A 24,901-nucleotide genomic window follows, 5' to 3' on the forward strand; every position below is an offset into this window, starting at 1 on the left:
ATGACAACCGCTGAACAAGCACAATTCTCCACCGGCGAAGATTTCGCCGCCCTGCTGGCCGAAAGCCTCGGTTCTGAAGACGAGGGCTTTATTGGCCGCGTGATGACCGGTACGGTCGTCAAAACCACCGACGACGATGCAATCGTCGACGTGGGGCTGAAGTCCGAAGGCCGCGTGCCGCTTAAAGAATTTGGCGCAGGCGACGTTAATATCGGCGATACCGTTGATGTTTATGTCGATCGCTATGAAAACAAAGATGGCCTGATCGTTCTGTCGCGCGAAAAAGCGCGTCGCGAAGAAGCCTGGGTCGAGCTGGAAAAACAGTTCAACGAAGGCAAACGCGTCGACGGTACCATCTTTGGTCGTGTTAAAGGCGGCTTCACTGTCGACCTGTCGGGCGCCGTGGCATTCCTGCCGGGCAGCCAGGTTGACATCCGTCCGGTTCGCGACGTTACCCCGCTGATGAACAATCCGCAGCCGTTCCAGATCCTGAAAATGGATCGTTCGCGCGGTAACATCGTGGTTTCGCGTCGTGCCGTTCTCGAAGAAACCCGTGCTGAACAGCGCGCCGAACTGATCCAGAACCTCCAGGAAGGTCAGGTTCTTGACGGCGTTGTCAAAAACATCACCGATTACGGCGCATTCGTCGATCTCGGCGGTGTTGACGGCCTGCTGCACGTCACCGACATCGCATGGAAGCGTATCAACCATCCGTCTGAAGCCCTTCAGATCGGCCAGACCGTCAAGGTCCAGGTTATCCGCTTCAACAGCGAAACCCAGCGTATCTCGCTTGGCATGAAACAGCTTGAAGCTGATCCGTGGGAAGGTGTCGAAGCCAAATACCCGGTCGGTTCGAAATTCGAAGGCCGTGTCACCAACATCACCGATTACGGCGCATTCGTCGAACTCGAAGCTGGTGTCGAAGGTCTGGTCCACGTTTCCGAAATGTCCTGGACCAAGAAAAACATCCACCCGGGCAAAATCGTTTCGACCTCGCAGGAAGTCGAAGTCATGGTGCTCGACGTCGATGCACAGAAACGCCGTATTTCGCTTGGTCTCAAGCAGTGCACCTCGAACCCGTGGGATGCCTTCCTGGCCGCTCATCCGGTCGAGTCCGAGATCGAAGGCGAAGTCAAGAACATCACCGAATTCGGTCTTTTCATTGGCCTTCTGGGCGGTATCGACGGTATGGCGCACCTCTCGGACCTGTCATGGGACCGTGCTGGTGAAGAAGTCATCAAAGAATACAAAAAAGGTGACATCGTCAAAGCCAAGGTTCTTGACGTTGACGTCGAGAAAGAACGCATCTCGCTTGGTATCAAACAGCTTTCGGGTGACCCGTTCAAAGAAGCCGTTACCGGCATCAAACGCGGCGAAACCGTAACCTGTGAAATCACCGAAGTTAACGATGGTGGTATCGAGGTTGCTGTTGGTGGCACCGATCTTAAAGGCTTCATCCGCAAGGCTGAACTCGCACGTGACCGTTCGGACCAGCGTCCGGAACGTTTCGCAGTTGGCGAGAAAGTCGATGCGCGTGTGACCACGATCGACGCCAAAACCCGCAAGGTTACCCTCTCGGTCAAAGCTCTTGAAGTTGCAGACGAGAAGAAAGCCATGGCGGATTATGGTTCGGCTGACAGCGGTGCATCGCTTGGTGATATCCTTGGCGAAGCACTTCGCAAGAAACAGGAAGGTGCCGAATAAGGCATCTGTTCCTGATCGAACAGGGTCTGTCATGGCAGATCATGAAGACGGGTCGTGCATTGCACGGCCCGTTTTTTTATCGCTTTTGTTCAAAATTCCCCGTTTGGACGCGACTTTGCCGTCGCCGTGTCATTTTTTAGCGAGAATTTTGGTTTCAAACAGTTTTTGTCCTTGCCAAGCGAATGAAGAAAAACCATTTGAAAAGGCAGGTTTTTGAAGCTGTTAGTTCATACTGAATACCGGGGCACATTAAATGGCACTTGATGCCGATATCCTTCTTGATCGTCGACGTTTGAAAAAATCGATTTTCCGCTGGCGGGTCCTGGCGGTCGTTGCCGTCATCATTGCCATCGTGATCGCCTTTGCACGTAGCGGCGTAAGTGACGCCGTATGGGGCAATATTGGTCCGCGCATTGTCGAGGTAAACATCGAAGGGGTGATTACAGAAGATCCCTATCTTCTGGATGCGCTGGAGGAGATTGAAGAAGACAGCGATGTCGCAGGTGTAATTTTGCATATCAACAGCCCCGGTGGCACTATGGTCGGTGGCGAGGCGCTGTTTGAAAGCCTGCGCCGGATTGGTGAAACCCGACCGATCGTTGCTGAAATGGGAACCGTGGCCGCATCGGGTGGTTATATGGCCGCCATTGCCGCCGATCATATTGTCGCCCATCGCGGGACGGTGACGGGATCGATTGGTGTGATTTTCCAGTCGATGAATTTCAACGGCACGCTGGAAAAGCTTGGTGTCGAGCCGCTAACGGTTAAAAGCGGCCCCCTGAAAGCCGTGCCAAATCCGTTCGAGCCGGTGGACGATGGTGCGCGAACGGCTATGGAAAGCCTGATTTCAGACATGTTTGGCGTGTTTGTCGACATGGTCGCTGAACGACGCGGCATGGATACCGATACCGTACGGAAATTGGCCGATGGCCGGGTTTATACCGGTCAGCAGGCCGTTGCGAACGGTCTGATTGACGAAATTGGTGGTCGACGCGAAGCTTTGCGTTGGCTGCAGGATGAAAAGGGTGTTGCACCCGATGTGGCAGTTGTGCCGCTTGAAATCGATTATCCGGATGACTCCCTCATGACGGTGTTATTCGAGGGAAATATCGGAAAAATGCTGTCATCTGAGGGGCTTAAACTTGACGGGTTGCTGACTGTCTGGCAACCTGAGTGAAAGCGCCGACGTGACGTAATCTAACCTTTGGTTGATTGGATATCTGTCAGAACGAACAGGATGGGGCCTGAATATGACAAAATCAGAACTGATCGCCCGGCTGGCCGAGATGAACCCGCATCTGTATCAGCGCGATGTGGAACGGATCGTGGCGACGATCTTTGACGAAATTACCGAGGCGCTGGCACGCGGGGATCGGGTTGAGCTGCGCGGCTTCGGCGCATTTTCCGTGAAACAGCGTGATTCCCGGGTCGGACGCAATCCGCGTACCGGTGAGGCTGTGCCTGTGGGCGAGAAAAAGGTTCCTTATTTCAAAACCGGTAAGCAGCTGCGCGAGCGTCTTAACTGACAGTTTACCGTTTTGAGCGGCTTGCTGTTCGTATGCGAACTGCGTTAAACCAAGCCTGCCGGGTTTTCACGGTGGCTGTAAAGTCATTTGAAAATATTTCCGTTTGACCATATCGGGTCCATGCTTTGGCTTGTCTGATGTGTGGGCTATGACACCATGCCTTTTTGCCCGTCGGCACCAGGAGTTAAAATGCGCATTCTCTATTGGATCATTTCCATTCCGCTTGCGATCCTGATTGCGATTTTTGCCGTGTCGAACCGGGCGTTGGTGACATTGTCGTTGTGGCCGTTGCCCTATGAAGTCGATATGCCGCTTTTCCTGCCGATCATGGTCGCACTGCTGATCGGGCTTGGTATCGGGTTGACATATGAATGGCTGGTGCATGGCAAGCATCGTCGTGCGGTCAAGCGCATGGATACAGAATTGCGTCGATTGCGCCCGGAAGAAACCGGCAACGACACGCCAAATGACAACAAGGCGATCAGCCAGCAGAAAGCGTCCTGACAGGAAAGACTGCGACGCGCGGACCAATATTGTGCCTAATTCGGGTTGGTATTTCGGTTCAAATCGGCTAAGTCATGCCCGGTCCGCTGCAACTTCGTGGGCCAATCATGAAATTCCAGCCCGCCGGAGGACCCATGACCCAAGTTATAGCCCCCCAAGACCGTATTTTTTGCGCCATCGACACCACTGATCTTGCGCATGCAGTTGATCTGGCTTCTCGTTTGGGCGGGGTGATTGGTGGGGCGAAGCTTGGCAAGGAGTTCTTTGCGGCCCACGGCCCGCAGGGCGTGCGTGAAGTCGCAAAAGCCGGGCTGCCGATTTTTCTGGATGTCAAATATCACGACATTCCCAATACTGTTGCTGGTGCAGTGCGTGCGGTAACGCCGCTTGGCCTCAGGATCGTGAATGTTCATGCCACGGGCGGCCTTGAGATGATGAAACGTGCTGGTGAAGCCGCACGTGAAGCCGCCGACAAAGCCGGTGTAAACGCGCCGTGGGTTATCGCGGTAACGATCCTGACCAGTCTGGATCAGGCTGACCTCGATGATGTTGGTCTGAGGGGACCGATCAGTGATCGTGTTGTCAAACTTGCCGAATTGACCCAGAAGGCCGGTCTGGACGGGGTTGTTTGTTCCGCACAGGAAATTACAGCGGCACGTGCGGCTTGTGGACCTGATTTCAAATTGATCACACCGGGCATTCGGCCAACCTGGGCAAGTACCGATGATCAGAAACGCATTGTCACGCCGCACGATGCCATGGCGATGGGAACGGATGTGATGGTGATTGGTAGACCGATTACCAAAGCTGATGACCCGGTTGTGGCCGCAAAACGCATTGTTGCAGAACTTTCCTGATCCGATTTATCCATTTTGTAATTCACGCAGGTCCGGTGTTCAACCGGGCCTGTTTCAGTTGTGACGTAACTGCATAGTTTTTATGCCAATTTCGCGATGGTGAAATTTGTGCACTGCACGCAGAATTGAATCGTTTCAAGCTTTCGGCTGATTAAAGCGCTTCGCAAACACGTCCGAAACTTGTCGCCCGACATTATCCCGCATTGGTGCGATGCACCCCTGGACATCCTGATCATGATAACTGCTGCTGCCCGTAATGGTTTCTTTGGAAACCTTCCGATCCTTGCTCTTGCGCTCGCATCCTTCGGGATCGGCACGACCGAATTTGTTATCATGGGATTGTTGCCGGATGTGGCGACAGATCTTGGTGTAAGTATTCCCGATGCCGGGTTGCTGGTTACCGGTTATGCGTTGGGTGTTACGTTTGGCGCGCCGTTTCTGGCGATTGCGACGTCAAAAATGGATCGTCGTCATGCCTTGCTGATGCTGATGGCAATTTTCATTTTCGGCAATTTCCTGTGTGCGATGGCACCGGACTACTGGCTTTTGATGGCGGCCCGTGTTGTGACCGCATTCTGCCATGGGGCATTCTTTGGTCTGGGGGCTGTTGTTGCGGCAAATCTTGTTGCGCCACATAAACGGGTACAGGCCATTGCCTTGATGTTTTCCGGTCTGACATTGGCGAATGTTCTTGGTGTCCCGTTTGGCACGGCACTTGGTCAGGAACTTGGTTGGCGTTCGACTTTCTGGGCGGTTGTCGGGATCGGGGTTTTTGCGGCTGTGGCACTTTATTTCTGTTTGCCGCGTAAAATCGCCGCATCGGGCGGTAGCTTGATTGCCGAAGCCCGGGCTCTGGCGAAAACCCAGGTTATCTTTGCCATGGCGATCAGTGTTCTGGCTTCGGCCAGCATGTTCAGCGTGTTTACCTATATCACCCCGATGTTGCAGAACATCACCGGCATTTCGGCACGGCAGGTAACCTATGTTCTGTTGCTGTTCGGTGCCGGTTTGACGATAGGCAACTATATCGGTGGCCGTCTGGGGGATTGGCGCCTGATGCCCGCAATCATTGCGACGTTTGTTCTCCTGATTGCGATACTTGCCGTATTTGCTGAAACCATCACCAATGTGATCCCGGCCGTGGCAACGGTTTTTGTCTGGGGTGTGGTTTCCTTCGCGCTGGTTTCGCCGCTTCAGATGCGGGTGGTTAACGAAGCCACGGAGGCGCCCAATCTTGCATCGACCCTTAATCAGGGGGCCTTCAATCTTGGTAATGCATCTGGTGCCTGGTTTGGTGGTATCGCGATTACACAGGGCGTTTCCTATCAGGATATCCCGTGGCTTGGTGCCGGGATTGCGTTGATTGCCTTAGTGTTTGCAGTCTGGAGCCACCTGATTGATCGCCGAGACGAGGCATTTATCGAAACCGCAGCCAGCGCCTGACGGATTTCGGAACCAAATGCAAAGCCCGCCGGAAACCATTCGACGGGCTTTGTCGCATCGGAAATAAGCTATGTAGAACCTTATCCGGTCCAAACCTGCATCTGATCCCAATACCGGCTGATGGTGCTGCCGTACTGGTCGATGATCAATTTGATCGAAATCGCGATAGAGGTGACAACCAGAAGCGGGCGTACGAGCCGTGCACCGACCTTCATCACCATATGGGATCCGATCTGGGCACCGATCAAAGAGCCGACGGCCATAACCGCCCCGATGATCCAGACGACTTCGCCACCGGCAATGAACATGACCAGTGACGCGAAATTTGATGTGAAGTTCAGAACCTTGGTATGAGCAGTTGCCTTTGTCATGTTGAAGCCAAGCAAGGCGACAAAAGCGATGGAAAAGAATGATCCGGTACCCGGTCCGAAAAAGCCGTCGTAAAAGCCGATGCCAAATCCAGCCGTAAAGGCAAATACGGACTTGCTGATGATCTGATGGGCGTCAATGTCACCAACGCGCGGCGAGAAAAGGAAATAAAGCGCAATCAGGATCAACAGGGCCGGAAGGATTTTAAGCAGGATGCTGGCATCAAGCATCTGTACCAGCACGGTGCCAAGTGCTGATCCGGCAAATGTCAGGACAATCGCCAGTACCATATCGCGCGGATCAACATAACCCTTACGGATAAAGTTGATTGAAGATGTCAGGCTGCCAAAGCTGCCCTGCAGCTTGTTGGTTGCCAAAGCCTGTGCCGGGGTAATACCCGCCCAGAGCAGGGCCGGGATGGTAATCAATCCACCGCCTCCGGCTATTGAATCAACCATGCCGGCGAAGGCTGCGACAGCAAAAAGTATCAGTAAAAGATCAACGCCAAATTCCATTGACTGAAATCCTGTGGATGGCACGTAAGGTGGGGCAGACGGGCCGAGTGGCAATAAACGGCGCAATCATATGTACTTGGCGGTCATCGTCCATTGTTACTTTGTAATGGCGACAATGTTGTTTGGTGTGCTGGCTTGCCAATCACCGGGCCGGGTTCTAGATATGTTTGACCCATTCATTTTGTGAGTTTTCCAATGCCTGAATTGCCTGAAGTCGAAACGGTGACACGCGGTCTGACGCCGGTGATGGAAGGTTTCGTGGTTGATCACGTTGTGCAACGCCGTCCAAACCTGCGTTTTCCATTTCCGGAAAATTTTGTGGGACGCATGGCGGGGCGCCGGATCAATCAGCTGACGCGTCGGGCAAAATATATCCTGGGCTATCTGGATGACGGGCAGGTTCTGTTGGTCCATCTTGGAATGTCGGGCCGGATGACGATTTTTGATGATCCCTTGGTGCGGGTTCCAGCCCCTGCAAAGCACGATCACGTCGATTTTGTCATGCAGAGTGGAGCGGTTGTCCGGTTTACCGATCCGCGGCGGTTCGGTGTCATCACCCTGATTGCTGCGGACGAGGTTAACACCCACAAGATGCTTGTCGATATTGGGCCGGAACCATTGGGCAACAGTTTTAATGCGACCGTTCTGGCGGCGGGAATAGCCAAGCGCGCAAGTCCGATCAAAACGGTGCTGCTTGATCAGCGATTGGTTGCGGGACTTGGTAATATATATGTATGCGAAGCATTGTTCAGATCGGGCATCGCGCCGGACCGTTTGGCCAAGGATTTGAAACCGGACGAGATTGAACGTCTTTACCGTGAAATCCGGTTGGTTCTTGAGGACGCGATTGTCGCCGGAGGATCGAGCCTGAAAGATCATCGTCAGGCCAATGGCGAGCTTGGCTATTTTCAGCACAGCTTCCGCGTCTATGGCCGAGAGGGTGAGGGTTGCTTTGCCGATGGTTGCGGCAGCACCGTCGGGCGAATCGTACAGGCAGGGCGATCAACCTTCTTCTGCCCGACATGTCAGAAATAAATCCCTGACCCGCATGTGAACCGGGAAACCAGCCTGGTTATCATTTGATCCTGCCGGTTTGGTTGCGGCCAGCAAATAAAATCGGTAAAACAGTATCAAAATATGGTTTCGACCGAATCGGCCTGCTTTTGAATGTGGGCGCGATTCTCCGACAAAGGATTAGCAGAATGTCTTACGAGAACATCATTGCCGAGGTTAAGGGTAATGTCGGTCTGATTACCCTTAACCGCCCGCAGGCGCTGAACGCACTTTGTGCGGCACTGATTACCGATATCGGTGAAGCGCTTGATCAGTTCGAAAATGATGAAAACATTCGCGCCATCGTCATTACCGGATCGGAACGGGCCTTTGCCGCCGGTGCCGACATCAAGGAAATGGCCGATTACGATTACATGGATGTTTATAAGAACGACTTCATCACCAAGGGCTGGACGCGGGTGGCAAGCTGCCGAAAGCCGGTTATTGCCGCCGTAGCGGGCTTTGCGCTTGGCGGCGGTTGTGAGCTTGCGATGATGTGCGACATCATTCTTGCGGCTGACACCGCAAAGTTTGGCCAGCCCGAAATCACCATCGGAACCATCCCCGGTGCGGGTGGGACCCAACGCCTTACTCGCGCCATTGGCAAATCCAAGGCAATGGAAATGTGTCTTACCGGTCGGATGATGGATGCAGAGGAAGCTGAACGTTCGGGACTCGTTGCGCGAGTCGTCCCGGCCGACTCGCTTTTGGAAGAAGCCATGAAACTGGCCGATAAAATCGCTTCTTTCTCTGGCCCGGTTTCGATGAAGGTGAAAGAAAGTGTCAGCAAGTCCTATGAAATGACCCTGACGGAAGGGCTGATGTTTGAACGTCGCGAATTCCATTCGACCTTTGCCCTTGATGACCGTGCAGAAGGCATGAAAGCCTTTTCTGAAAAGAGAAAACCGGACTTCAAGCATCGTTGAATCTGATGGCTTATTGCCCCGGTACCGGCGATGTATTGCTGCCCGGTAGCAGTCAAGAGTCGTAAACCGCGGAAATTCACCGGGATTGAAGGTATCGGGGGTTGACGAGGGTTTCCGACGGAGCTATAAGCCGCGCTCCGAATTACGTAACATTTGTTTTAAGAGACAGGTTCGCAATGGCTCACCATAAATCGGCCAAGAAGCGCATTCGCCGCAACGCCGCACGTGCAGAAGTTAATGGTGCACGCATCGGTCGCATTCGTACCTTCGTTAAGAAGGTCGAGGCTGCGCTGAACGTTGGCGACAAAGATGCTGCTTTGGCTGCGCTGAAAATTGCAGAGCCGGAAATGGCACGTGGCGCGCAGCTCGGCGTTCTGCATAAGAACACCGTCGCTCGCAAGGTCTCGCGTCTGACCGCTCGCGTCAAAGCGCTCTAATTTATCCCTTACGGGATGGCGAGTCGAAGGCCGTGCTTGTAGCACGGCCTTTTCGCTGCCCGGATTTCGTCGAATCACCTTTTGTTCCTTGGTTGCGGCATCGCAAAAAACCGCACAAACAAAGGACTGTTTTGGTGCCGAAATCCTTTTAACGTTCTGTTAAAGATCGCCTTGCCTGATGTGGATCGCATCAGTACAGTGTTTTGACTTCGCTGGCCGCGCAACGCGGCGAAAGACGAAGAACCAAAAAACAAAAGGCGCGAGTACGCTTCCAAGACTTGGTGGAAGACAGGCGTGTTGATCATGATCGTGATCAACGCGGGAGAGTACTTTTTTGTCTTTCGCGTTTTGTTTGGTAGTGAAGATTGATTAAGCGGGGAAAGGTTCTAACAGTGCAGCACGCCGTTAGGGGAACGCAATCGGCACTCGGGGAGTCCAACGGGGGGATTCCGGGTGACCAGCAGGCGGCACTAGACGATCACGCGAAAGCGACATGGCAGGTTGTCCGCGAAAAGCTTCGTTCGGAGTTTGGCGCGACTGCCTATCGTTATTGGCTTGATCCCGTCGCATTGATCGCCGTCGAAGCGGGAGTCGCACGTCTTGGTGCGCCAACGCGTGCGATGCGTGACTGGGTAACCCAGCACTATCTGGATCGTATTCAGTCCTTCTGGCATTCCGAGGATGAGAATATCCATTTTGTCGAGATTGTTGTTGTCCAACCGGCAAATGGAAACGGCCAAAAAAACGCATCTTCTTCCGCAACTTCTAATTCAGTGGCCCAGTCTGCCAATAGCAGTGCACGCGGACGCATCTCTGACGATGTCGCGCGACTGGATAAGGCTGCGAACGAAGTGACTGGTGCCGAAGGTTCCGGCCTGTCCTATGCGGGCAATGCAAAAGGGCTGGTGTCGGGTGGTCGCAAGGCAATTGGCACCATGTCCGACGACGGCATATCGGCGGCTCTTGATCCGCGATATACTTTCGACAATTTCGTGATCGGAAAGCCGAACGAATTCGCCTATGCGGCAGCACGCCGTTTGGCAGAGGCCGAATCGGTGCCATTCAACCCGCTGTTCCTTTACGGCGGCGTTGGCCTTGGTAAAACCCACCTGATGCACGCGATTGCATGGCATATTCGCCGCACGCAGCCGCACCGCACGGTGATTTACCTGTCTGCCGAAAAATTCATGTACCGCTTCATCCGGGCCCTGCGTGACAAGAACACCGTCGATTTCAAGGATCAGTTCCGGTCCGTCGATGTTCTGATGGTTGATGACGTTCAGTTCATTTCGGGCAAGGACTCGACCCAGGAAGAATTCTTCCACACCTTCAATGCGCTGGTGGATCAGGGGCGTCAGATCATCGTGTCTGCTGACAAGTCGCCATCCGATCTGGAAGATATCGAAGAACGCCTGCGTTCGCGTCTTGGCTCGGGCCTTGTTGCCGATATTCATGCTACGACCTATGAGCTGCGTCTGGGTATTCTCGAATCGAAGGCAGAGCGTCAGAACATAGAGCTGCCACAGCGTGTGATGGAGTTTCTGGCTCACAAGATCACCGCGAACGTGCGCGAGCTTGAAGGTGCGCTTAACCGCGTGATCGCCCATGCGCAGCTGGTCGGTCGTGAAATCAGTCTCGAGATGGTTCAGGACGTGCTGCACGATGTCCTGCGCGCATCCGAACGCCGGGTTTCAATTGAAGAAATTCAGAAAAAAGTTGCCGAGCATTTCAACATCAAGGTGTCGGACATGCATTCCGCCCGTCGCGCCCGGGCAGTTGCCCGTCCGCGTCAGGTTGCGATGTATCTGTCCAAACAATTGACGACGCATTCCCTACCGGAAATCGGTCGTAAATTTGGCGGTCGTGACCATACGACCGTCATGCATGCAGTTCGCAAGATCGAAGAGTTGCATGTGAGTGATCCGTCGCTGTCGGAAGACATCGACCTGTTGCGCCGTATGCTTGAAGGCTGATCGCAGTTTGAAAATACTCTACGGGTCACGGTCCAGGGGCGGTGACCCGTTCTGATTCCTGTCGGATATTTACGGTAATCGACGGGCTGAAAATCAGGCATCGCGCGGGGTTCCGCCTTTTGCGTGCATTGGGTGGAAAAATATACAACGACTCGTTTTGTTTGCTTGGGTTTAAGCCTTAAAAATCCTTCGATTTCCCAGCATGCATGTTATAATGCGTCTGCCTTGCCCGAAAGGGTGGAGCAAAAGCGACAAAACCGATTATAAATCAATTTGTTAAACCAATACTGACAGACGGATAGGACGGGCATGAAGCTGACCATTGAACGCGCGGCTCTGTTGAAATCTTTGACCCATGTTCAAAGTGTGGTCGAACGGCGCAATACCATTCCGATTCTGTCCAATATTTTGCTGCGGGCGGAGAATGACCAGCTTTCTCTGACGGCAACGGACATGGATCTTGAGGTGATTGAAACCACCACTGCAGAAGTCAGTGAAGCCGGTGCAACCACAACCCCCGCCCATACCCTTTACGAGATTGTCCGCAAGTTGCCGGAAGGCTCGCAGGTGCAAATCGCGCTTGAGCCAGGTGCAGGGCGTCTTACCCTGTCGGCGGGTCGTTCGAAATTCAATCTGGCGGTTCTTCCGGTTGATGACTTCCCGGTCATGTCTGGTGGCGAGCTTCCGGTCAGCTTCGGCCTTGCCGCGGCGGAACTTCGCGGTCTGATCGATCGTGCCGAATTTGCGATTTCGACCGAAGAAACCCGTTATTACCTGAACGGTATCTATTTTCATGCGACAGACGCCGAAGGAACCAAGATCCTGCGTGCGGTTGCAACCGATGGCCATCGTCTGGCGCGCGTCGAAGCACCGCTTCCCGATGGGGCGGAAAACATGCCGGGCGTCATTGTGCCGCGCAAAACCGTTGGCGAATTGCGCAAGCTGATCGAGGAAACCGGCGAAGCGGTCGATATCGCATTGTCCGATACCAAAATTCGCTTTGGTTTCGGAAAGGCGGTTCTGACCTCCAAACTGATCGATGGTACGTTCCCGGATTACGAGCGTGTCATTCCGTCTGGCAATGACAAGACCCTTGATATCGAATGCAAGGCTTTTGCAGACGCTGTTGACCGCGTTTCCGCCATTTCGATCGAAAAATCGCGTGCGGTCAAAGTCGTCATGTCGGGTAATACCCTGACCCTTTCCGCGTCGAGCCCGGAACACGGAACCGCATCCGAGGAACTCGAAATCAATTATGATGCTGATGACATCGAAATCGGTTTCAACTCGCGTTATTTGCTCGATATCGCCAAGCAGGTGAAGGGTGACACCCTGAACCTTCTGATGTCGGACGGATCATCTCCGACCATTCTGCGCGATACCGATGATCTGTCGGCATTGTATGTTCTGATGCCGATGCGCGTCTGACGGTTAGCGCACTTTTGCTGTGGCTGTTCTTGCCCATAATCTTCCACACCAAGACGGTACGTCGATGACGAACCGTCTTGCCGTTTCCCGTATACAGCTTGGTGACTTTCGGTGTTACGAAAGTCTGCGCCTGTCGCTTGACGGGGCACCGGTGGTTTTGACCGGTCCGAACGGGGCCGGGAAAACCAATCTGCTTGAAGCGTTATCGCTTCTTTCGCCGGGAAGCGGGTTAAGGCGAGCCAAGCTGGGCGAGATATCGCGCAGGGTGCCGGGCGAAGACGAGGGTAGCGTAAGGGCCTGGGCCGTTTCAGCGCACCTGACCACACCGGATGGTGAGTATCAGGTTGGATCAGGCCTTGATCCTGCGGCTCTTGCGCAGGGGCGCGAAAAACGCGCCGTGCGTATTGATGGTGAAAGCCAGCGTGGGCAGGCATCACTGGGTCGGGTTTGTGCCGCGGTCTGGCTGACACCGCAAATGGATCGTCTGTTTCTGGACGGTCCATCGGCGCGTCGCCGTTTTCTGGATCGTCTGGTTTATGGCCTTGATCCCGAACATAGCAGCCGGGTCGCCGCGTATGAACATAGTTTGCGCAGTCGTGCCAAGCTTTTGAAAGAAGGCAAAGGTGACGACAGGTGGCTGGCCTCGATCGAGGATTCGATGGTGCGTCATGGTATTGCCGTTGCGGTTGCGCGCGCTGAATTGCTGGCAAAGCTTGGCCGGGCTGGGACTATGGTTGTTGGGCCTTTTCCGGCGGCAAGACTTGCACTTGCAGGGGATCTTGAAAACTGGCTGGAGCAGTTGCCAGCGATCGAGGTTGAAGACAGGATGCGGGCGGCATTGCGCGATGGACGGTCACGCGATGCTACCTATGGCGGGGCTTCCGTCGGACCACAACGCAGTGATTTGCTGGTGTGGCATGATGCCAAGAACCAGTCGGCAGATCAGTGTTCGACGGGCGAACAAAAGGCCCTGCTGCTATCGATGATTATGGCCAATACCCGCTTGCAGAGCAAAGCACGCGGAGCTGGTCCGTTGCTGTTGCTTGACGAGGTTGTGGCGCATCTGGATGCAGAGCGTCGCCGCTACCTGTTTGATGAAATCGTGGCGCTTGGCGTCCAGGCCTGGATGACAGGCACGGACCGGGCGCTGTTTGAAGGTTTGGACGGACGTGCGCAATTCTTCCGCGTGGAAGATGCCACACTGACCGCTGAAACCACTCCGTGAATGCCGAGGTTGTGACGCTATGACCAACGAAACAGAAGCTCCGAAAACCGCCGAACAGCAGGCGCAGGATTACGGTGCAGAATCGATCAAGGTTCTTAAGGGCCTTGAAGCGGTGCGTAAACGCCCGGGCATGTATATCGGCGATACCGATGACGGCAGTGGCTTGCACCACATGATCTATGAAGTCGTCGATAACGCGATTGACGAGGCACTGGGCGGGTATTGTGATACTGTCTGGGTGCAGTTGAACGGTGATGGGTCGGCAACGATCCGCGATAACGGCCGTGGCATCCCGACCGATCTGCACAAGGAAGAAGGCGTTTCTGCAGCCGAGGTCATCATGACCCAGCTGCATGCCGGCGGTAAGTTTGACCAGAACTCCTATAAGGTTTCTGGCGGTCTGCATGGCGTGGGTGTGTCGGTTGTGAACGCCCTGTCGACTTTGCTGAAACTGCGCATCTGGCGTAATGGCAAGGAGCATTACATGGAATTCTCCGGTGGCGATGCGATCAAGCCGCTGGAAATTGTTGGTGATGCGCCGATGACGGCAGAGGGCAAGCCGCTGACCGGGACCGAAGTTACCTTCTATCCCGATGCCGAAATCTTCACGATGACCGAGTTCAACCTGCCGACGCTTGAACATCGTCTGCGCGAACTGGCTTTCCTGAACTCTGGCGTGATCCTGACGCTGCGTGATGAACGCCATGGCGAGCCGGTTGAAACCAAGCTGCATTACGAAGGTGGCATTCGTGCTTTTGTCGAATATCTCGATCGTAACAAGACACCGCAGATTGAGGAGCCAATCGCCATTGTGGGTGAAAAAGACGGTATTACCGTTGAAGTTTCCCTGCAGTGGAATGACAGCTATCACGAAACCACGCTGTGCTTTACCAACAATATTCCGCAGCGTGATGGCGGAACCCACATGGCCGGTTTCCGTGCGGCTCTGACCCGTCAGATCAACTCCTATGCGCAGGAAAGCGGAATTGTGAAAAAGGAAAAGGTCAGTCTTTCGGGGGATGATGCCCGGGAAGGCCTGACCTGTGTGATTTCGGTCAAGGTACCGGATCCGAAATTCTCATCCCAGACCAAGGATAAACTGGTTTCATCCGAAGTCCGTCCGGTCGTCGAGAACATCGTGAACGACAGGCTTCAGCAATGGCTGGAAGAACATCCGCAGGATGCACGCAAAATCGTCACCAAGGTTGTCGAAGCCGCGTCGGCCCGCGAAGCGGCGCGCAAGGCACGTGAACTGACCCGTCGTAAAGGTGCGCTTGATATTTCATCCCTTCCGGGCAAGCTTGCCGATTGTCAGGAACGCGATGCGTCCAAAGCCGAACTGTTCATCGTGGAGGGTGATTCCGCAGGTGGATCGGCCAAACAGGGCCGTGAACGTGGCTTCCAGGCAATCCTGCCATTGCGTGGTAAAATCCTGAACGTTGAGCGCGCGCGTTTCGATAAAATGCTTTCAAGTCAGGAAATCGGTACGCTGATTACCGCCCTTGGCACCGGGATTGGCCGCGATGATTTCAATATTGAAAAAACGCGCTACCACAAAATCATCATCATGACTGACGCCGACGTCGATGGCGCGCATATCCGAACCCTGCTTCTGACCTTCTTCTATCGTCAGATGCCTGAATTGGTTGAACGGGGATATCTCTATATCGCACAACCACCGCTTTATCGCGCCAAGCGAGGTAACTCGGTCCAGTACCTCAAGGATGACCGCGAGATGGAACAGTACCTGACCGCACAAGGGACCGAAGATGCGTTGCTGACGCTCAATGGCGGCGTGCAGGTTGCTGGTTCGGATCTGGTGCGGATTGTGGAACTGGCGCGCAAGGCCAAGGGACTGCTGGAGCCGCTTTCGCTGAAATTGCCGATTTCGATTCTCGAACAGGCCGTACTGGCGGGTGCCCTGAACCCGGCATTGCTTGACGATGATGCCAAACGTCAGGAAGCGGCGAATACGCTTGCTGGTCGTCTTGATCTTCTGTCCGAAGATTTTGATCGCGGATGGAAGGGCGAAGCATCGCAGGATGAAATCGTCATGTGGCGTATGCTGCGCGGTGTCGAAGAACGTCACGTCATTGATGGCAATATCCTGCGTTCGGCCGAAAGCCGTGCGATTGCCGGGTTGCTCGTTGAACTTCGCGAATTGTTCGAAAGTGGTGCTGAATTCGGTGCCAAGGACAAGATCTGGAAAATCAATGGTCCGGTCGATCTGGTCAACGCGGTAATGGAATATGGTCGTCGCGGAATTTCGATCCAGCGCTATAAAGGTCTGGGCGAAATGAACCCCGATCAGCTTTGGGAAACCACCCTTGATCCGAATGTCCGCTCGCTTCTTCAGGTCCGTGTTGATCATGCAGATGAGGCCGAGGAAGTCTTCTCGACCCTGATGGGGGATGTCGTTGAGCCGCGTCGTGAATTCATCCAGTCGAATGCTCTCAAAGTTGCTAATCTAGACGTCTGATTATCGGCGTGTTGTGAATTGACGCATAAAATTAGAATGGGCAGAGCAAGTTCATCTGATTGAGATGAGTGCGCTCTGTTCTATCTTTTATGCTGAGATTTTTGCGACGAACTGTCTGGTTGCCGAATACGGATATTAGCTCCAGCGCATACAGAACCAGATTCTGAGAGGTTTCGGTGATGCTTCTTCTTAATGGGAAGTTGCATCTAATCTTCAAGCGCCCGTTCTCGGATCAAGTCTTACAATGTTGAACCTTGAAAAGATAATCTTATAACTCTTGATATGTATTCGCCAAATGATTTTCCCTACGTGCTTTCTAATTCAGGGGAATTATATATTTTAATTGCATGTATTCCAAGTTTCTTTCCATAATTTTTCAGTTTCTTCGCTTGTTTTCAGTTTTTTAGTATAAATTTTCGGCTTTTTCTTAAATACATCAATAAATAGGTAATCAATCGATAATTTTGTAATTTGTAAGGTTATTGAATAAATTAGTTTTAAGTAATCAGGAAGGGTTTTACTGCATTTGATTTGCGATATTATTGTGAATTTTCTACTCATAATACGCTTCTGAAAATTGAAAAAATCTTCCCGATATCCAAGAAGGACTTCGGGCAATACGGCGAAACAGCTATGCTTATAAGATCGCAGTAACACATCATAGTCCTGTGATTTAAATTGATTCTCATCATACCGGAAATGTCTAAACCACTCTATTTTTCCCATCCAAGTAGGGTGAGGTAGCTCAAACCCGGACAATGGGTTTTTGCAAATAGATTTATGATCTGATGGAAGTTTGCGAACACCGATTGCTTCTCCGTTATCTCTAAAGATAAGCAAGCTAGTCCCAAGTAAATCTATGCTCGGATGTGACTCTAGGAAGCCAACTTGCTTATGTATACGTTCCGGAAAACAAATATCGTCACCATCCATTCTCATAAAATACTTTCCAGATGAAGTATCTATTGCTTGGTTTAGTCGATAAGCTAGGCCGCGACAATTTTGATGGTGGGAGAATTTTATTCTGCTATCCGAGAAGCTATCGATAATAGATCTCGTGTTATCTGTGGAGCCATCGTCAATTATAATTAGTTCCCAAAATGGGTAAGATTGATTCAATATTGAAATAATTGCTGCCGAAATAGTATTGGCACTATTATGAACAGACATTCCAATGCTGACTAGGGGAGTGTTTTTCATGTAAACATCTCTCTTTATGCTTTTCCTAGATATTTTTCACGATAAGAATGGTTGAATATATTTTTTTATCTTATCGCCCAAAATTCACTAACTCAATCATCATAGGGTTTTTGACGAATAATATTAATACTCTATATATACAAAATTTTGTAATAAAATTACATTTTGATTTTATACGTTTAATTGAATTATTAAGTTGAATAGCATTTCACAATGCTACATTGAATTATTATTAATTTTGATTAGCGCGATTTATCGATATGGAACGAAAAACTTTCATTATAAGTCGGGAAACATTCGTCCTGGAAATCCTTTTGCTGTAAATGTGTGGTGTCCTAGAAATCTCCAAGAAAGCCCAAAAACTAGTCTACGCGCCGCTCTTGGGCCACGTCTTTTTCCAAAAATTACGCAAAGTAATCCGCAAATGATTTTTCTAATAGCAGTTAATAAATATGTCTTTCTATGATATTTAATAGATTTTTCAAGAGAGCTATTGTTATTTTTTTTTCTGTTATACGGCTCTACTGATGAGGAGTAATTTAAAATGGATTCCATTCTATTGACGTATGTGTGTTCTCTGGCAGTTCTGGAAAAGCCGTTCTGGGCTATATCGTCTCTTTCTTCTGGGTTTGCTAGATAATATTTTATTAGGTCTTCCAACTCTTTATCAGTATCAAATATTATGACTTCTTTACCATTTTCGTAAAATTTCTCGATGTTCCGAGCATTTTCCGTAACTAGAAACCCACCGCAACCAGGCACCTCGAACGTTCTTGCTTTAATTTGGTTCTCACCGTACGAGTTGGCAAAGTTAAGGCTTATTTTTGAGTTTCTTATAATGAACGGTATTCGTTCTGCGGGTACAGGTCCTGCAGGCCATCCGTGACCAAAACATGCCACTTCTATACCGTTTTTCTTTAGCTCTTCTACTCTTTTGATCCGTGATCCGTGAGCTGCCCCTACAAAACTAACTTCATACTGACAATCTTTTGAGGGTAGAGGCTCAGAAAGCCAATTTTCCGGTGCAGCCCATTGAGTTAGCAAAACGTTTCTAATGCCATCTTTATGATAGCGAGGAACTATATAATCATATGTGGTGGTCATCACGTGGTAGTGACGGCCAATAAACCTAGAAACTTCTTTGTACTTCCACGAATCATCTGCTGCCCAAGAAATGGTTTTAACGCCATCTCTTGCTGAGATAATATCGATAGTTTCCGCCCATATTTCGTAGCTCATATGAACAGTTAGAATTATTTCCGGTTCGAATGTAATAACTGTTTCTAAGAGTTTCTTATTCAAATCCGAAAAATCTTTATAATTATCCTTGGCCCATGACTCGAAATGAAGGACCTCATGGCCAAGTTTCTTTAGAGCAGGTATAAATGAAACATATTCTATGCCCAATCCTCTGCTTGGATCTCCATATTGATGTTTTCCAAAAACACAAAGAACTCTCATTTAAATCCTTTTTGTGCGACTACGTGATAGCCAACCGTAAATTTCTTTTCTGCATCATATTTATCAAGTATGCGAGAGATAATTGGTATTGCTATGGCAAGAATTGGTGATAGCGCGATCCATATGGGTAACCACAGTAGTCGACTTATAATGTTCGTTTTTAACTTCCACGGCTTAGTCGATGCGACAAACCGTATGCTCTCTTGAGAGAAAAACGCATAAGATCCTCGGTTTTCTTCAACCCGGATTTCCTTAAATCCATTTCTTTCCAAAATGGATTTATACCAAAAAGGCGTGAAACCACCATAATAGTGGTGTGGTTCTTGATGTATCCCTGATCCGAGTGGCGCAGAAAGTAAAACTTTCCCACCCGGTTTAAGTATTCTGCTGAACTCTTCTATCACTTTTATTGGTTCAATGATGTGTTCTATTACTTCGGTGCATATAATTACATCAAAACTATCATCCTCTACTGGTATAGAAGATGCATCACATACATAGTCTATTTTTCCATAACAACCATCTCTCAGCTGACTGGAGGTTAGCTGCTGAAAATCTTGGGTTTTGTATTCACAGTGCTGTAACAGATTCCGATATGGACATGATCCCGCGCCGACATCCAAGACTTTGCTTCCTGCCGGAAGCTGGCGACACTGAGAAGATACCCAAAGATCTCGCTCATATAGGTTGTAAGCCCAAACCGAATGTACTGCTTTACGAACTGACTTCATGACTTCCTAACAAATACATACATACCGCATGCGTAAGACTTATCCGCTGCATCTAAAGGTTCAGCTTTCTCGAAATAGTTACCGAGATCGTCTACAAAGCTGAAGCTCTCTAAATCCAGTTCGGGAAACATTTCTATAAACTTTACAGGATCGAATATCCGATGTGCATTAAAACACACTTTCTCTTCGCCTACTGGCACAGAAATATACAGTCTCCCCCCGGGAGAGATAACGCGTTCTAATTCTTTCGCGGCCTGCAAGCTGCCGGTCGGGGTTATGGGGTCTCCATAGCGGCCAAGGCCAACGTGCTCAATCACATGCATGCAAGACAGGGAGCTTATGCTTCTGCTTGTTCTAGACAGATTGAGTAAATCGTCACCAAGGCATCTGAGGCCGGAGATGTTTACGTTTAATGGTCTAAAATCGAGAAATTCGACAGGTACAAAAGCTGATAGAACACTGATGGCTTTAATGTCTGAACCGATATCGACGTGATTGTATGGTTTGCTGCTTGCAAGTTGGCGTGACAACCAAGCCGCTTGATAAAAATAATGGGGATCAAAGCTTGTTTGAGAAGTTTTATCTCCTAGGCAAGGATAGCTATCCAAGAAACTAGCTTTCCCTCCTTGTGCTACAAATCGCCTCCAGTCCAAAAAATAGGACGGAAAATGCAATAAACATATAAAGAAACTGTGTAAATTTAGGGAAGTAATCCAGTTCTTTATTAGGTTTTTGTTTTTTCTAAGCATAATTATCGCACGCACTTACAATTGGAAATATGTGTGCCTTTTTCAGCATACGAATTGATAAATCTTTGGAATATCCTTGCTCTGGCTCTTGCCCAAACAAAGTAAAAATACCTCGATAATTGTTTTTCATATTTTCTGCTGAATTTCTCTAAAATTTCTTTCTTCTCTTCTTTGTATTGGATTGACTTACCAATTGAGATTTGATTGGAGTGTTTTCTATAGGCACTGAAAACTTTTGGAATGTATTCCGATTTTCCAATGCTGGAAAGTTTAAGGAAGAAGTCAAAATCTGCCGCATACTTGATGTCAGAATTTATACCACCAACGCTGTGGTATAAAGAGCTCCTCCAAAAACAAGCATCTTGAAGAGGAGTCCACGCTCCATATAACATCATTTTCTCTATGTTGCTCGTTCCACCACAGCTGCGAAACAAGACGTGGCTGGTTTCGTCGATGTAGTAATCGTCACCAAATATCCAATCAACATCGGATTTTATAAATTTCTGTCGCGCTGTATCAAGCGCACCATCGAGCAACAGATCGCTTGAGTTAATCCAAGCCATAATATCACCGGTTGCAAGTGCAAATCCCTTCGAAATAGCATCAGCGTATCCGTTGTCAGGGCAGCTAACCCAACCGGTTATATGTTTTTCGTATTTTTTGATGATATCGACACTATTATCATGCGACCCACCATCAATTACGAAGTATTCATCTCCTTTCTTCAGGTTAATCAAAACAGATTCGATTGTTTCCGCTAGAAATTGACCGGAATTATAGTTTGGGGTGACAATAGAAAATTTCATTTTTAATTTACCGAAGCCAATTTCTTCTAATTTTGGAAAATTCTTCGATTAGTTCATAGATGCCGGAGCAGAAGTCATGGGGCTTCCAGCTTTCTGCTCGAATTTTTCCCATTTTTTTTAAATCTAACGCTAGAGATTTTTGGGTGTACACAGTGTGAATTGCTTTTGCTATGTCAGAGGGGGCCAATGGATCAAAGAAAATAGCTGCGTCTTTGAGTTGTTCGCGCGCTCCCGGAATGTCGGCCGCAGCAACGGGGCATCCTAAAGCAAATGCTTCAAGAGGAGGGAGATTCTCTGGACCACAAATACTGGGATAGACCAGCATTTGAGCATTTTGATACAAATCGATCAACTCTGATTTTGATACAAATCCACAAAACACAACCTGGCTGGTTAAGCCTAGGTCTTCTGCAAGCTGCCTGATGTAGTTCTCGTTTCCTTTATTGGAGCCCACCAAGACCAACTGCAATTTGGTTTCGTGTCTTTCACCTAATTCTTTCAGAGCTAAAAGCAAATTCGCGTGGTTTTTATGCGGCCAAAATTGGGCCGGGTAAACCACATAGTCGCCGCTGATCCCTTTCTTCTGGCGAATATCTGTTTCCTGTTTTTCTGAGCTTAATGCGAAGCTTGGTGTTGGATGGGGGAGTATTCTTACCCTAGGCGCTGGTATCCCATATAACTGCATCAGCTCTTGTTTACCAACTTCTGTTCCTGTGATGATGAAGGAGGCACGTTGGAGAAAATATTTGTATGACTGTTCTCTTGCATCCCATGTTCCAAGAGAACTCATTTCCGGAAACCAGGGCGTCATGCGATGCTGAAGATCCCACACTGTTGCTATATAAGGTGTGTCGGTAACTTCGTGCGCACCTCCTCCAACATGCCAGAGAAGATCTAGCTCATGCTTTAAAGCTGTGCGTTGGAGAGGACCCGGGCTTCTTAGTAGTCGGCGAATTAAAGGAGAGTAATTCGATAAATTATTCTTAAACTTATCCAGTGAACTTGTATCTATTTTTGAATGTTCTATTTCTTTTGATTTTTCATCGTTATTTTTTAAAATTGTATCATTTTCAGTTAATGCGAAAAAACTGTGATTGCTATCACGTATAAAGGGAAAAATAGCGTTAAACACTTCATTTTGGAATGTGAAAGCGCCACCTGTATCTTGATGGAAATTTCCCAAGCAAATACCAATTTTCACAATTAAGCACCTATTTTACAGCTTTTAAAGTAGGCATATTAACCAAATTTCTAGTCAAAATGCGGTACTATATCGATAATGTTCTTAGAATAATTGAGTTTTGATGTGGGATGTAGGCCATTTTATCCGCCTTGCTTGTATCGTGCGCGTTTCTCTATGGGGCCAGATAATTGCCTCCTTCCGGCGAGCTATGTAATTCGATTTATTAACTGGGATTTTTATGCTGTTCAATAATTTCTCAATTTCCTGCTTAGAGAGCTGCTTTTATTTTAGTGCGGCAATCTTGCTTAGGGTCTGGTTTCGGCTGGCATTTTGCAATGTGGTCCGACCGTTTATAGAGGAGCCGAACCAGTGCGGTTCTGTTTATCGTTTAACTGAAATGAAAATTTAATTCATCTTGTTAGCCTTAGATTTAAGGTTCTGATTTTGATCAATTTATCAGAAGCAGGTGACAATCTAACAAATCAGGTGGTGATGATGCTAAACACTTATGCTATTTCGGTCGCGTAAGCTAAGTTTCTGAGCCAGTATAGATTTTGTGAGCCTAGGAAATATTATGAGTGTAAAAAACTGGTTCTTCAAATGCCTGCAGTCATGTGCAAGGGCTGTAGGTGTCTACGAGATTCGTGAGCAGATTGTAGAAACGAAGATTCTATTGGGGCGACAGATAGCCAATCAAATGAAATCGCACCAAGCTCTGCCAAAGATTTCTGACGCGGAGTTCAAGGTTTTTTCTCAATTCGGTGATGATGGCATTATTCAATATCTACTGCAGCAGGTAGATGTTCCAGAAGGTGCGCGGAGATTTATCGAATTTGGTGTGCAAGATTACCAGGAGTCTAATACTAGGTTTTTGCTCATGAATGATAACTGGAGCGGGTTGATCCTGGATGGTTCGAGCAAAAACATCAGCAAGGTAGTATCAGACACTCATTTTTGGCGATACGATCTCACGGCGATAGCTGCTTTCATCGATAAAGACAACGTGAACGAGCTGTTTTCTAGCAACGGTTTCGAAGGTGAAATCGGAATCTTAAGTGTGGATATCGACGGGAACGACTACTGGGTTTGGGATGCTATTGATGTCGTGGATCCAATCATTGTGATTTGCGAGTATAATAGCGTGTTTGGGGATGAGCTCGCAGTTACTGTTCCTTACGATCCAAAATTCCAGCGAGGTGCGGCGCATTATTCCAATTTGTATTGGGGAGCGTCGTTGGCATCGCTTTGCATGCTAGCGGAGCGTCGTGGATACGCCTTCGTTGGATGCAACAGTGCGGGAAATAATGCCTATTTTGTGCGCAGGGATAAGTTGGGTAATCTGCGGGCCTTGAAATGCTCCGAAGGTTTTGTCGAGGCAAAATTCCGAGAGTCACGTGATCCCAGAGGTGAGTTGACTTACTTGCCAGCCGGCAAAAGGCTTGATGAAATATCTCAGATGCCAGTCTTTAATGTGGAAAAGCAGTCAGCAGGGAATATTTCAGAAATATTTGGGATTTAAAATGGATAATCAGAAAGAAGATGGCTCATTGACGATCTTGAGAAAAAAGGCCTTTTGGCTTTTTGAACGCATTTTTTTCGGCGGTCGGTTGTCCGAAAAAATTCTAGTGAAGCTTTTAAGCTTGCATTATCGCAGTGTATTTCGACGAGAATGGTCTTGGGCTCGTGAACAACCGCATTTCTTTAACCATAGGATCGGTTTTTTTGACTTCATTTATGGAGAGAGCGGAACCAGCATATTCCCATATTACCGTGGTTTTTTTGTCTCTGAGCTTATAAAAGACCATGATCGGTTACTTGATATAGGGTGCGGAGACGGTTTTTTTACGAAACGCTTCTACTCAAAACGCTGCGCGCACATTGATGCAATCGATATTGAACCTACTGCAATCGAGACGGCAAAGTCCTTGAACGCATCTCCAAAAATCGACTACCGATTGAGTGATGCTGTAAATAAGCCATTTCCATCTGTAGATTACAACATAGTGGTTTGGGATGGCGCAATTGGGCATTTTGCAGCCGAGACAACCCACATAGTCCTCGCAAAAATAGTGGAAGTTCTCTCAGAGGACGGGGTCTTTGCGGGTTCTGAATATTTAGGTTTGGAGGGGCATGATCACCTTCAGTTCTTCGAAACGATTGAAGAGCTGGATGCTCTTTTTAGCAGCCATTTCCCCTATCGAGCATACCGAGTGGTCAAGTACGATACTCCATTCAGTCCTGGGATGTTGCGGCATGAAGTTTTTTGGCGCTGTAGTGCCAATCCAATACGAATAGATCAGTCTGGATGGACGGTTCTTTAGGAGATAGGCTG

At 49.4% G+C, this 24,901-nt stretch carries 22 protein-coding genes; 15 read left to right on the forward strand and 7 right to left on the reverse strand.

The window, feature by feature from the left end; genetic code table 11:
- The 6 genes from rpsA (at position 1) to SMB34_RS08595 (ending at position 6,034) form a co-directional block, all read left to right on the forward strand.
- Positions 1-1,704 carry a 30S ribosomal protein S1 gene (gene rpsA / locus SMB34_RS08570; protein ID WP_007088344.1) on the forward strand — a complete coding sequence of 568 codons (1,704 nt, stop codon included), beginning with the start codon at positions 1-3 and terminating at the stop codon, positions 1,702-1,704.
- Between the two features lie 253 nt (positions 1,705-1,957).
- Positions 1,958-2,881, forward strand: a complete 924-nt coding sequence (gene sppA / locus SMB34_RS08575; protein WP_037989163.1) for a signal peptide peptidase SppA — start codon at positions 1,958-1,960, stop codon at positions 2,879-2,881.
- A 73-nt stretch (positions 2,882-2,954) separates the two neighbouring features.
- Positions 2,955-3,230 (forward strand): integration host factor subunit beta, encoded by a 276-nt coding sequence (ihfB, locus tag SMB34_RS08580; protein ID WP_007088342.1) that lies wholly within the window; start codon positions 2,955-2,957, stop codon positions 3,228-3,230.
- Positions 3,231-3,419: 189 nt separating this feature from the next.
- Complete coding sequence (locus tag SMB34_RS08585; RefSeq protein WP_007088341.1) at positions 3,420-3,734, forward strand: LapA family protein; 315 nt, start codon at positions 3,420-3,422, stop codon at positions 3,732-3,734.
- 134 nt (positions 3,735-3,868) lie between these two features.
- On the forward strand, positions 3,869-4,591 hold the full coding sequence (gene pyrF / locus SMB34_RS08590; protein ID WP_007088340.1) for an orotidine-5'-phosphate decarboxylase: 723 nt from the start codon (positions 3,869-3,871) through the stop codon (positions 4,589-4,591).
- Positions 4,592-4,825: 234 nt separating this feature from the next.
- A complete protein-coding gene (locus SMB34_RS08595) occupies positions 4,826-6,034 on the forward strand; it encodes an MFS transporter (RefSeq protein WP_051682204.1) in 1,209 nt (402 codons plus the stop codon).
- An 80-nt stretch (positions 6,035-6,114) separates the two neighbouring features.
- On the opposite strand, the gene SMB34_RS08600 is transcribed toward SMB34_RS08595, so the two are convergent.
- Complete coding sequence (locus SMB34_RS08600) at positions 6,115-6,918, reverse strand: TSUP family transporter (RefSeq protein ID WP_037989164.1); 804 nt, start codon at positions 6,916-6,918, stop codon at positions 6,115-6,117.
- A gap of 195 nt (positions 6,919-7,113) precedes the next feature.
- Here SMB34_RS08600 and mutM point away from each other — a divergent pair, with 195 nt between their 5' ends.
- The 7 genes from mutM (at position 7,114) to gyrB (ending at position 16,439) form a co-directional block, all read left to right on the forward strand.
- Positions 7,114-7,953 carry a bifunctional DNA-formamidopyrimidine glycosylase/DNA-(apurinic or apyrimidinic site) lyase gene (mutM, locus tag SMB34_RS08605; protein ID WP_037989165.1) on the forward strand — a complete coding sequence of 280 codons (840 nt, stop codon included), beginning with the start codon at positions 7,114-7,116 and terminating at the stop codon, positions 7,951-7,953.
- A gap of 167 nt (positions 7,954-8,120) precedes the next feature.
- Positions 8,121-8,897: an enoyl-CoA hydratase gene (locus SMB34_RS08610; RefSeq protein WP_037989166.1), complete on the forward strand. Its 777-nt coding sequence runs from the start codon at positions 8,121-8,123 to the stop codon at positions 8,895-8,897.
- 176 nt (positions 8,898-9,073) lie between these two features.
- Entirely contained in the window at positions 9,074-9,334 is a 261-nt protein-coding gene (gene rpsT / locus SMB34_RS08615) for a 30S ribosomal protein S20 (protein ID WP_007088335.1), read from the forward strand.
- A gap of 392 nt (positions 9,335-9,726) precedes the next feature.
- The gene (dnaA, locus tag SMB34_RS08620) at positions 9,727-11,307 is read left to right on the forward strand and encodes a chromosomal replication initiator protein DnaA (RefSeq protein WP_037989167.1); all 1,581 of its coding nucleotides are present in this window, start codon (positions 9,727-9,729) and stop codon (positions 11,305-11,307) included.
- A gap of 309 nt (positions 11,308-11,616) precedes the next feature.
- The gene (gene dnaN, locus SMB34_RS08625; protein ID WP_007088333.1) at positions 11,617-12,735 is read left to right on the forward strand and encodes a DNA polymerase III subunit beta; all 1,119 of its coding nucleotides are present in this window, start codon (positions 11,617-11,619) and stop codon (positions 12,733-12,735) included.
- A gap of 64 nt (positions 12,736-12,799) precedes the next feature.
- Entirely contained in the window at positions 12,800-13,960 is a 1,161-nt protein-coding gene (gene recF, locus SMB34_RS08630) for a DNA replication/repair protein RecF (protein WP_007088332.1), read from the forward strand.
- Positions 13,961-13,979: 19 nt separating this feature from the next.
- Positions 13,980-16,439: a DNA topoisomerase (ATP-hydrolyzing) subunit B gene (gene gyrB / locus SMB34_RS08635; protein WP_051682190.1), complete on the forward strand. Its 2,460-nt coding sequence runs from the start codon at positions 13,980-13,982 to the stop codon at positions 16,437-16,439.
- A 339-nt stretch (positions 16,440-16,778) separates the two neighbouring features.
- On the opposite strand, the gene SMB34_RS20625 is transcribed toward gyrB, so the two are convergent.
- From SMB34_RS20625 to SMB34_RS08665, 6 genes are all read right to left on the reverse strand, one after another.
- Positions 16,779-17,639, reverse strand: coding sequence for a glycosyltransferase family 2 protein (locus SMB34_RS20625; RefSeq protein WP_084716529.1), 861 nt, complete (start codon positions 17,637-17,639; stop codon positions 16,779-16,781).
- A 279-nt stretch (positions 17,640-17,918) separates the two neighbouring features.
- On the reverse strand, positions 17,919-19,100 hold the full coding sequence (locus SMB34_RS08645) for a CgeB family protein (RefSeq protein ID WP_037989168.1): 1,182 nt from the start codon (positions 19,098-19,100) through the stop codon (positions 17,919-17,921).
- Positions 19,097-19,831, reverse strand: a complete 735-nt coding sequence (locus tag SMB34_RS08650) for a class I SAM-dependent methyltransferase (RefSeq protein WP_051682192.1) — start codon at positions 19,829-19,831, stop codon at positions 19,097-19,099. Before SMB34_RS08650 ends, SMB34_RS08645 begins: the two co-directional genes overlap by 4 nt.
- Positions 19,828-20,439: a DUF268 domain-containing protein gene (locus SMB34_RS08655; protein WP_051682206.1), complete on the reverse strand. Its 612-nt coding sequence runs from the start codon at positions 20,437-20,439 to the stop codon at positions 19,828-19,830. The genes SMB34_RS08650 and SMB34_RS08655 overlap by 4 nt, the downstream gene beginning before the upstream one ends.
- A 143-nt stretch (positions 20,440-20,582) precedes the next feature.
- Positions 20,583-21,386 carry a glycosyltransferase family 2 protein gene (locus SMB34_RS08660; RefSeq protein ID WP_007088326.1) on the reverse strand — a complete coding sequence of 268 codons (804 nt, stop codon included), beginning with the start codon at positions 21,384-21,386 and terminating at the stop codon, positions 20,583-20,585.
- A gap of 7 nt (positions 21,387-21,393) precedes the next feature.
- Positions 21,394-22,587, reverse strand: a complete 1,194-nt coding sequence (locus SMB34_RS08665; protein ID WP_037989171.1) for a glycosyltransferase family 4 protein — start codon at positions 22,585-22,587, stop codon at positions 21,394-21,396.
- A gap of 556 nt (positions 22,588-23,143) precedes the next feature.
- Here SMB34_RS08665 and SMB34_RS08670 point away from each other — a divergent pair.
- On the forward strand, positions 23,144-24,088 hold the full coding sequence (locus SMB34_RS08670; protein WP_007088324.1) for a hypothetical protein: 945 nt from the start codon (positions 23,144-23,146) through the stop codon (positions 24,086-24,088).
- Position 24,089: 1 nt separating this feature from the next.
- On the forward strand, positions 24,090-24,890 hold the full coding sequence (locus SMB34_RS08675) for a class I SAM-dependent methyltransferase (RefSeq protein ID WP_037989172.1): 801 nt from the start codon (positions 24,090-24,092) through the stop codon (positions 24,888-24,890).
- The last annotated feature ends 11 nt before the right edge of the window (positions 24,891-24,901 follow it).

The sequence above is a fragment of the Thalassospira permensis NBRC 106175 genome, assembly GCF_000714555.1.
Taxonomy (GTDB): domain Bacteria; phylum Pseudomonadota; class Alphaproteobacteria; order Rhodospirillales; family Thalassospiraceae; genus Thalassospira; species Thalassospira xiamenensis.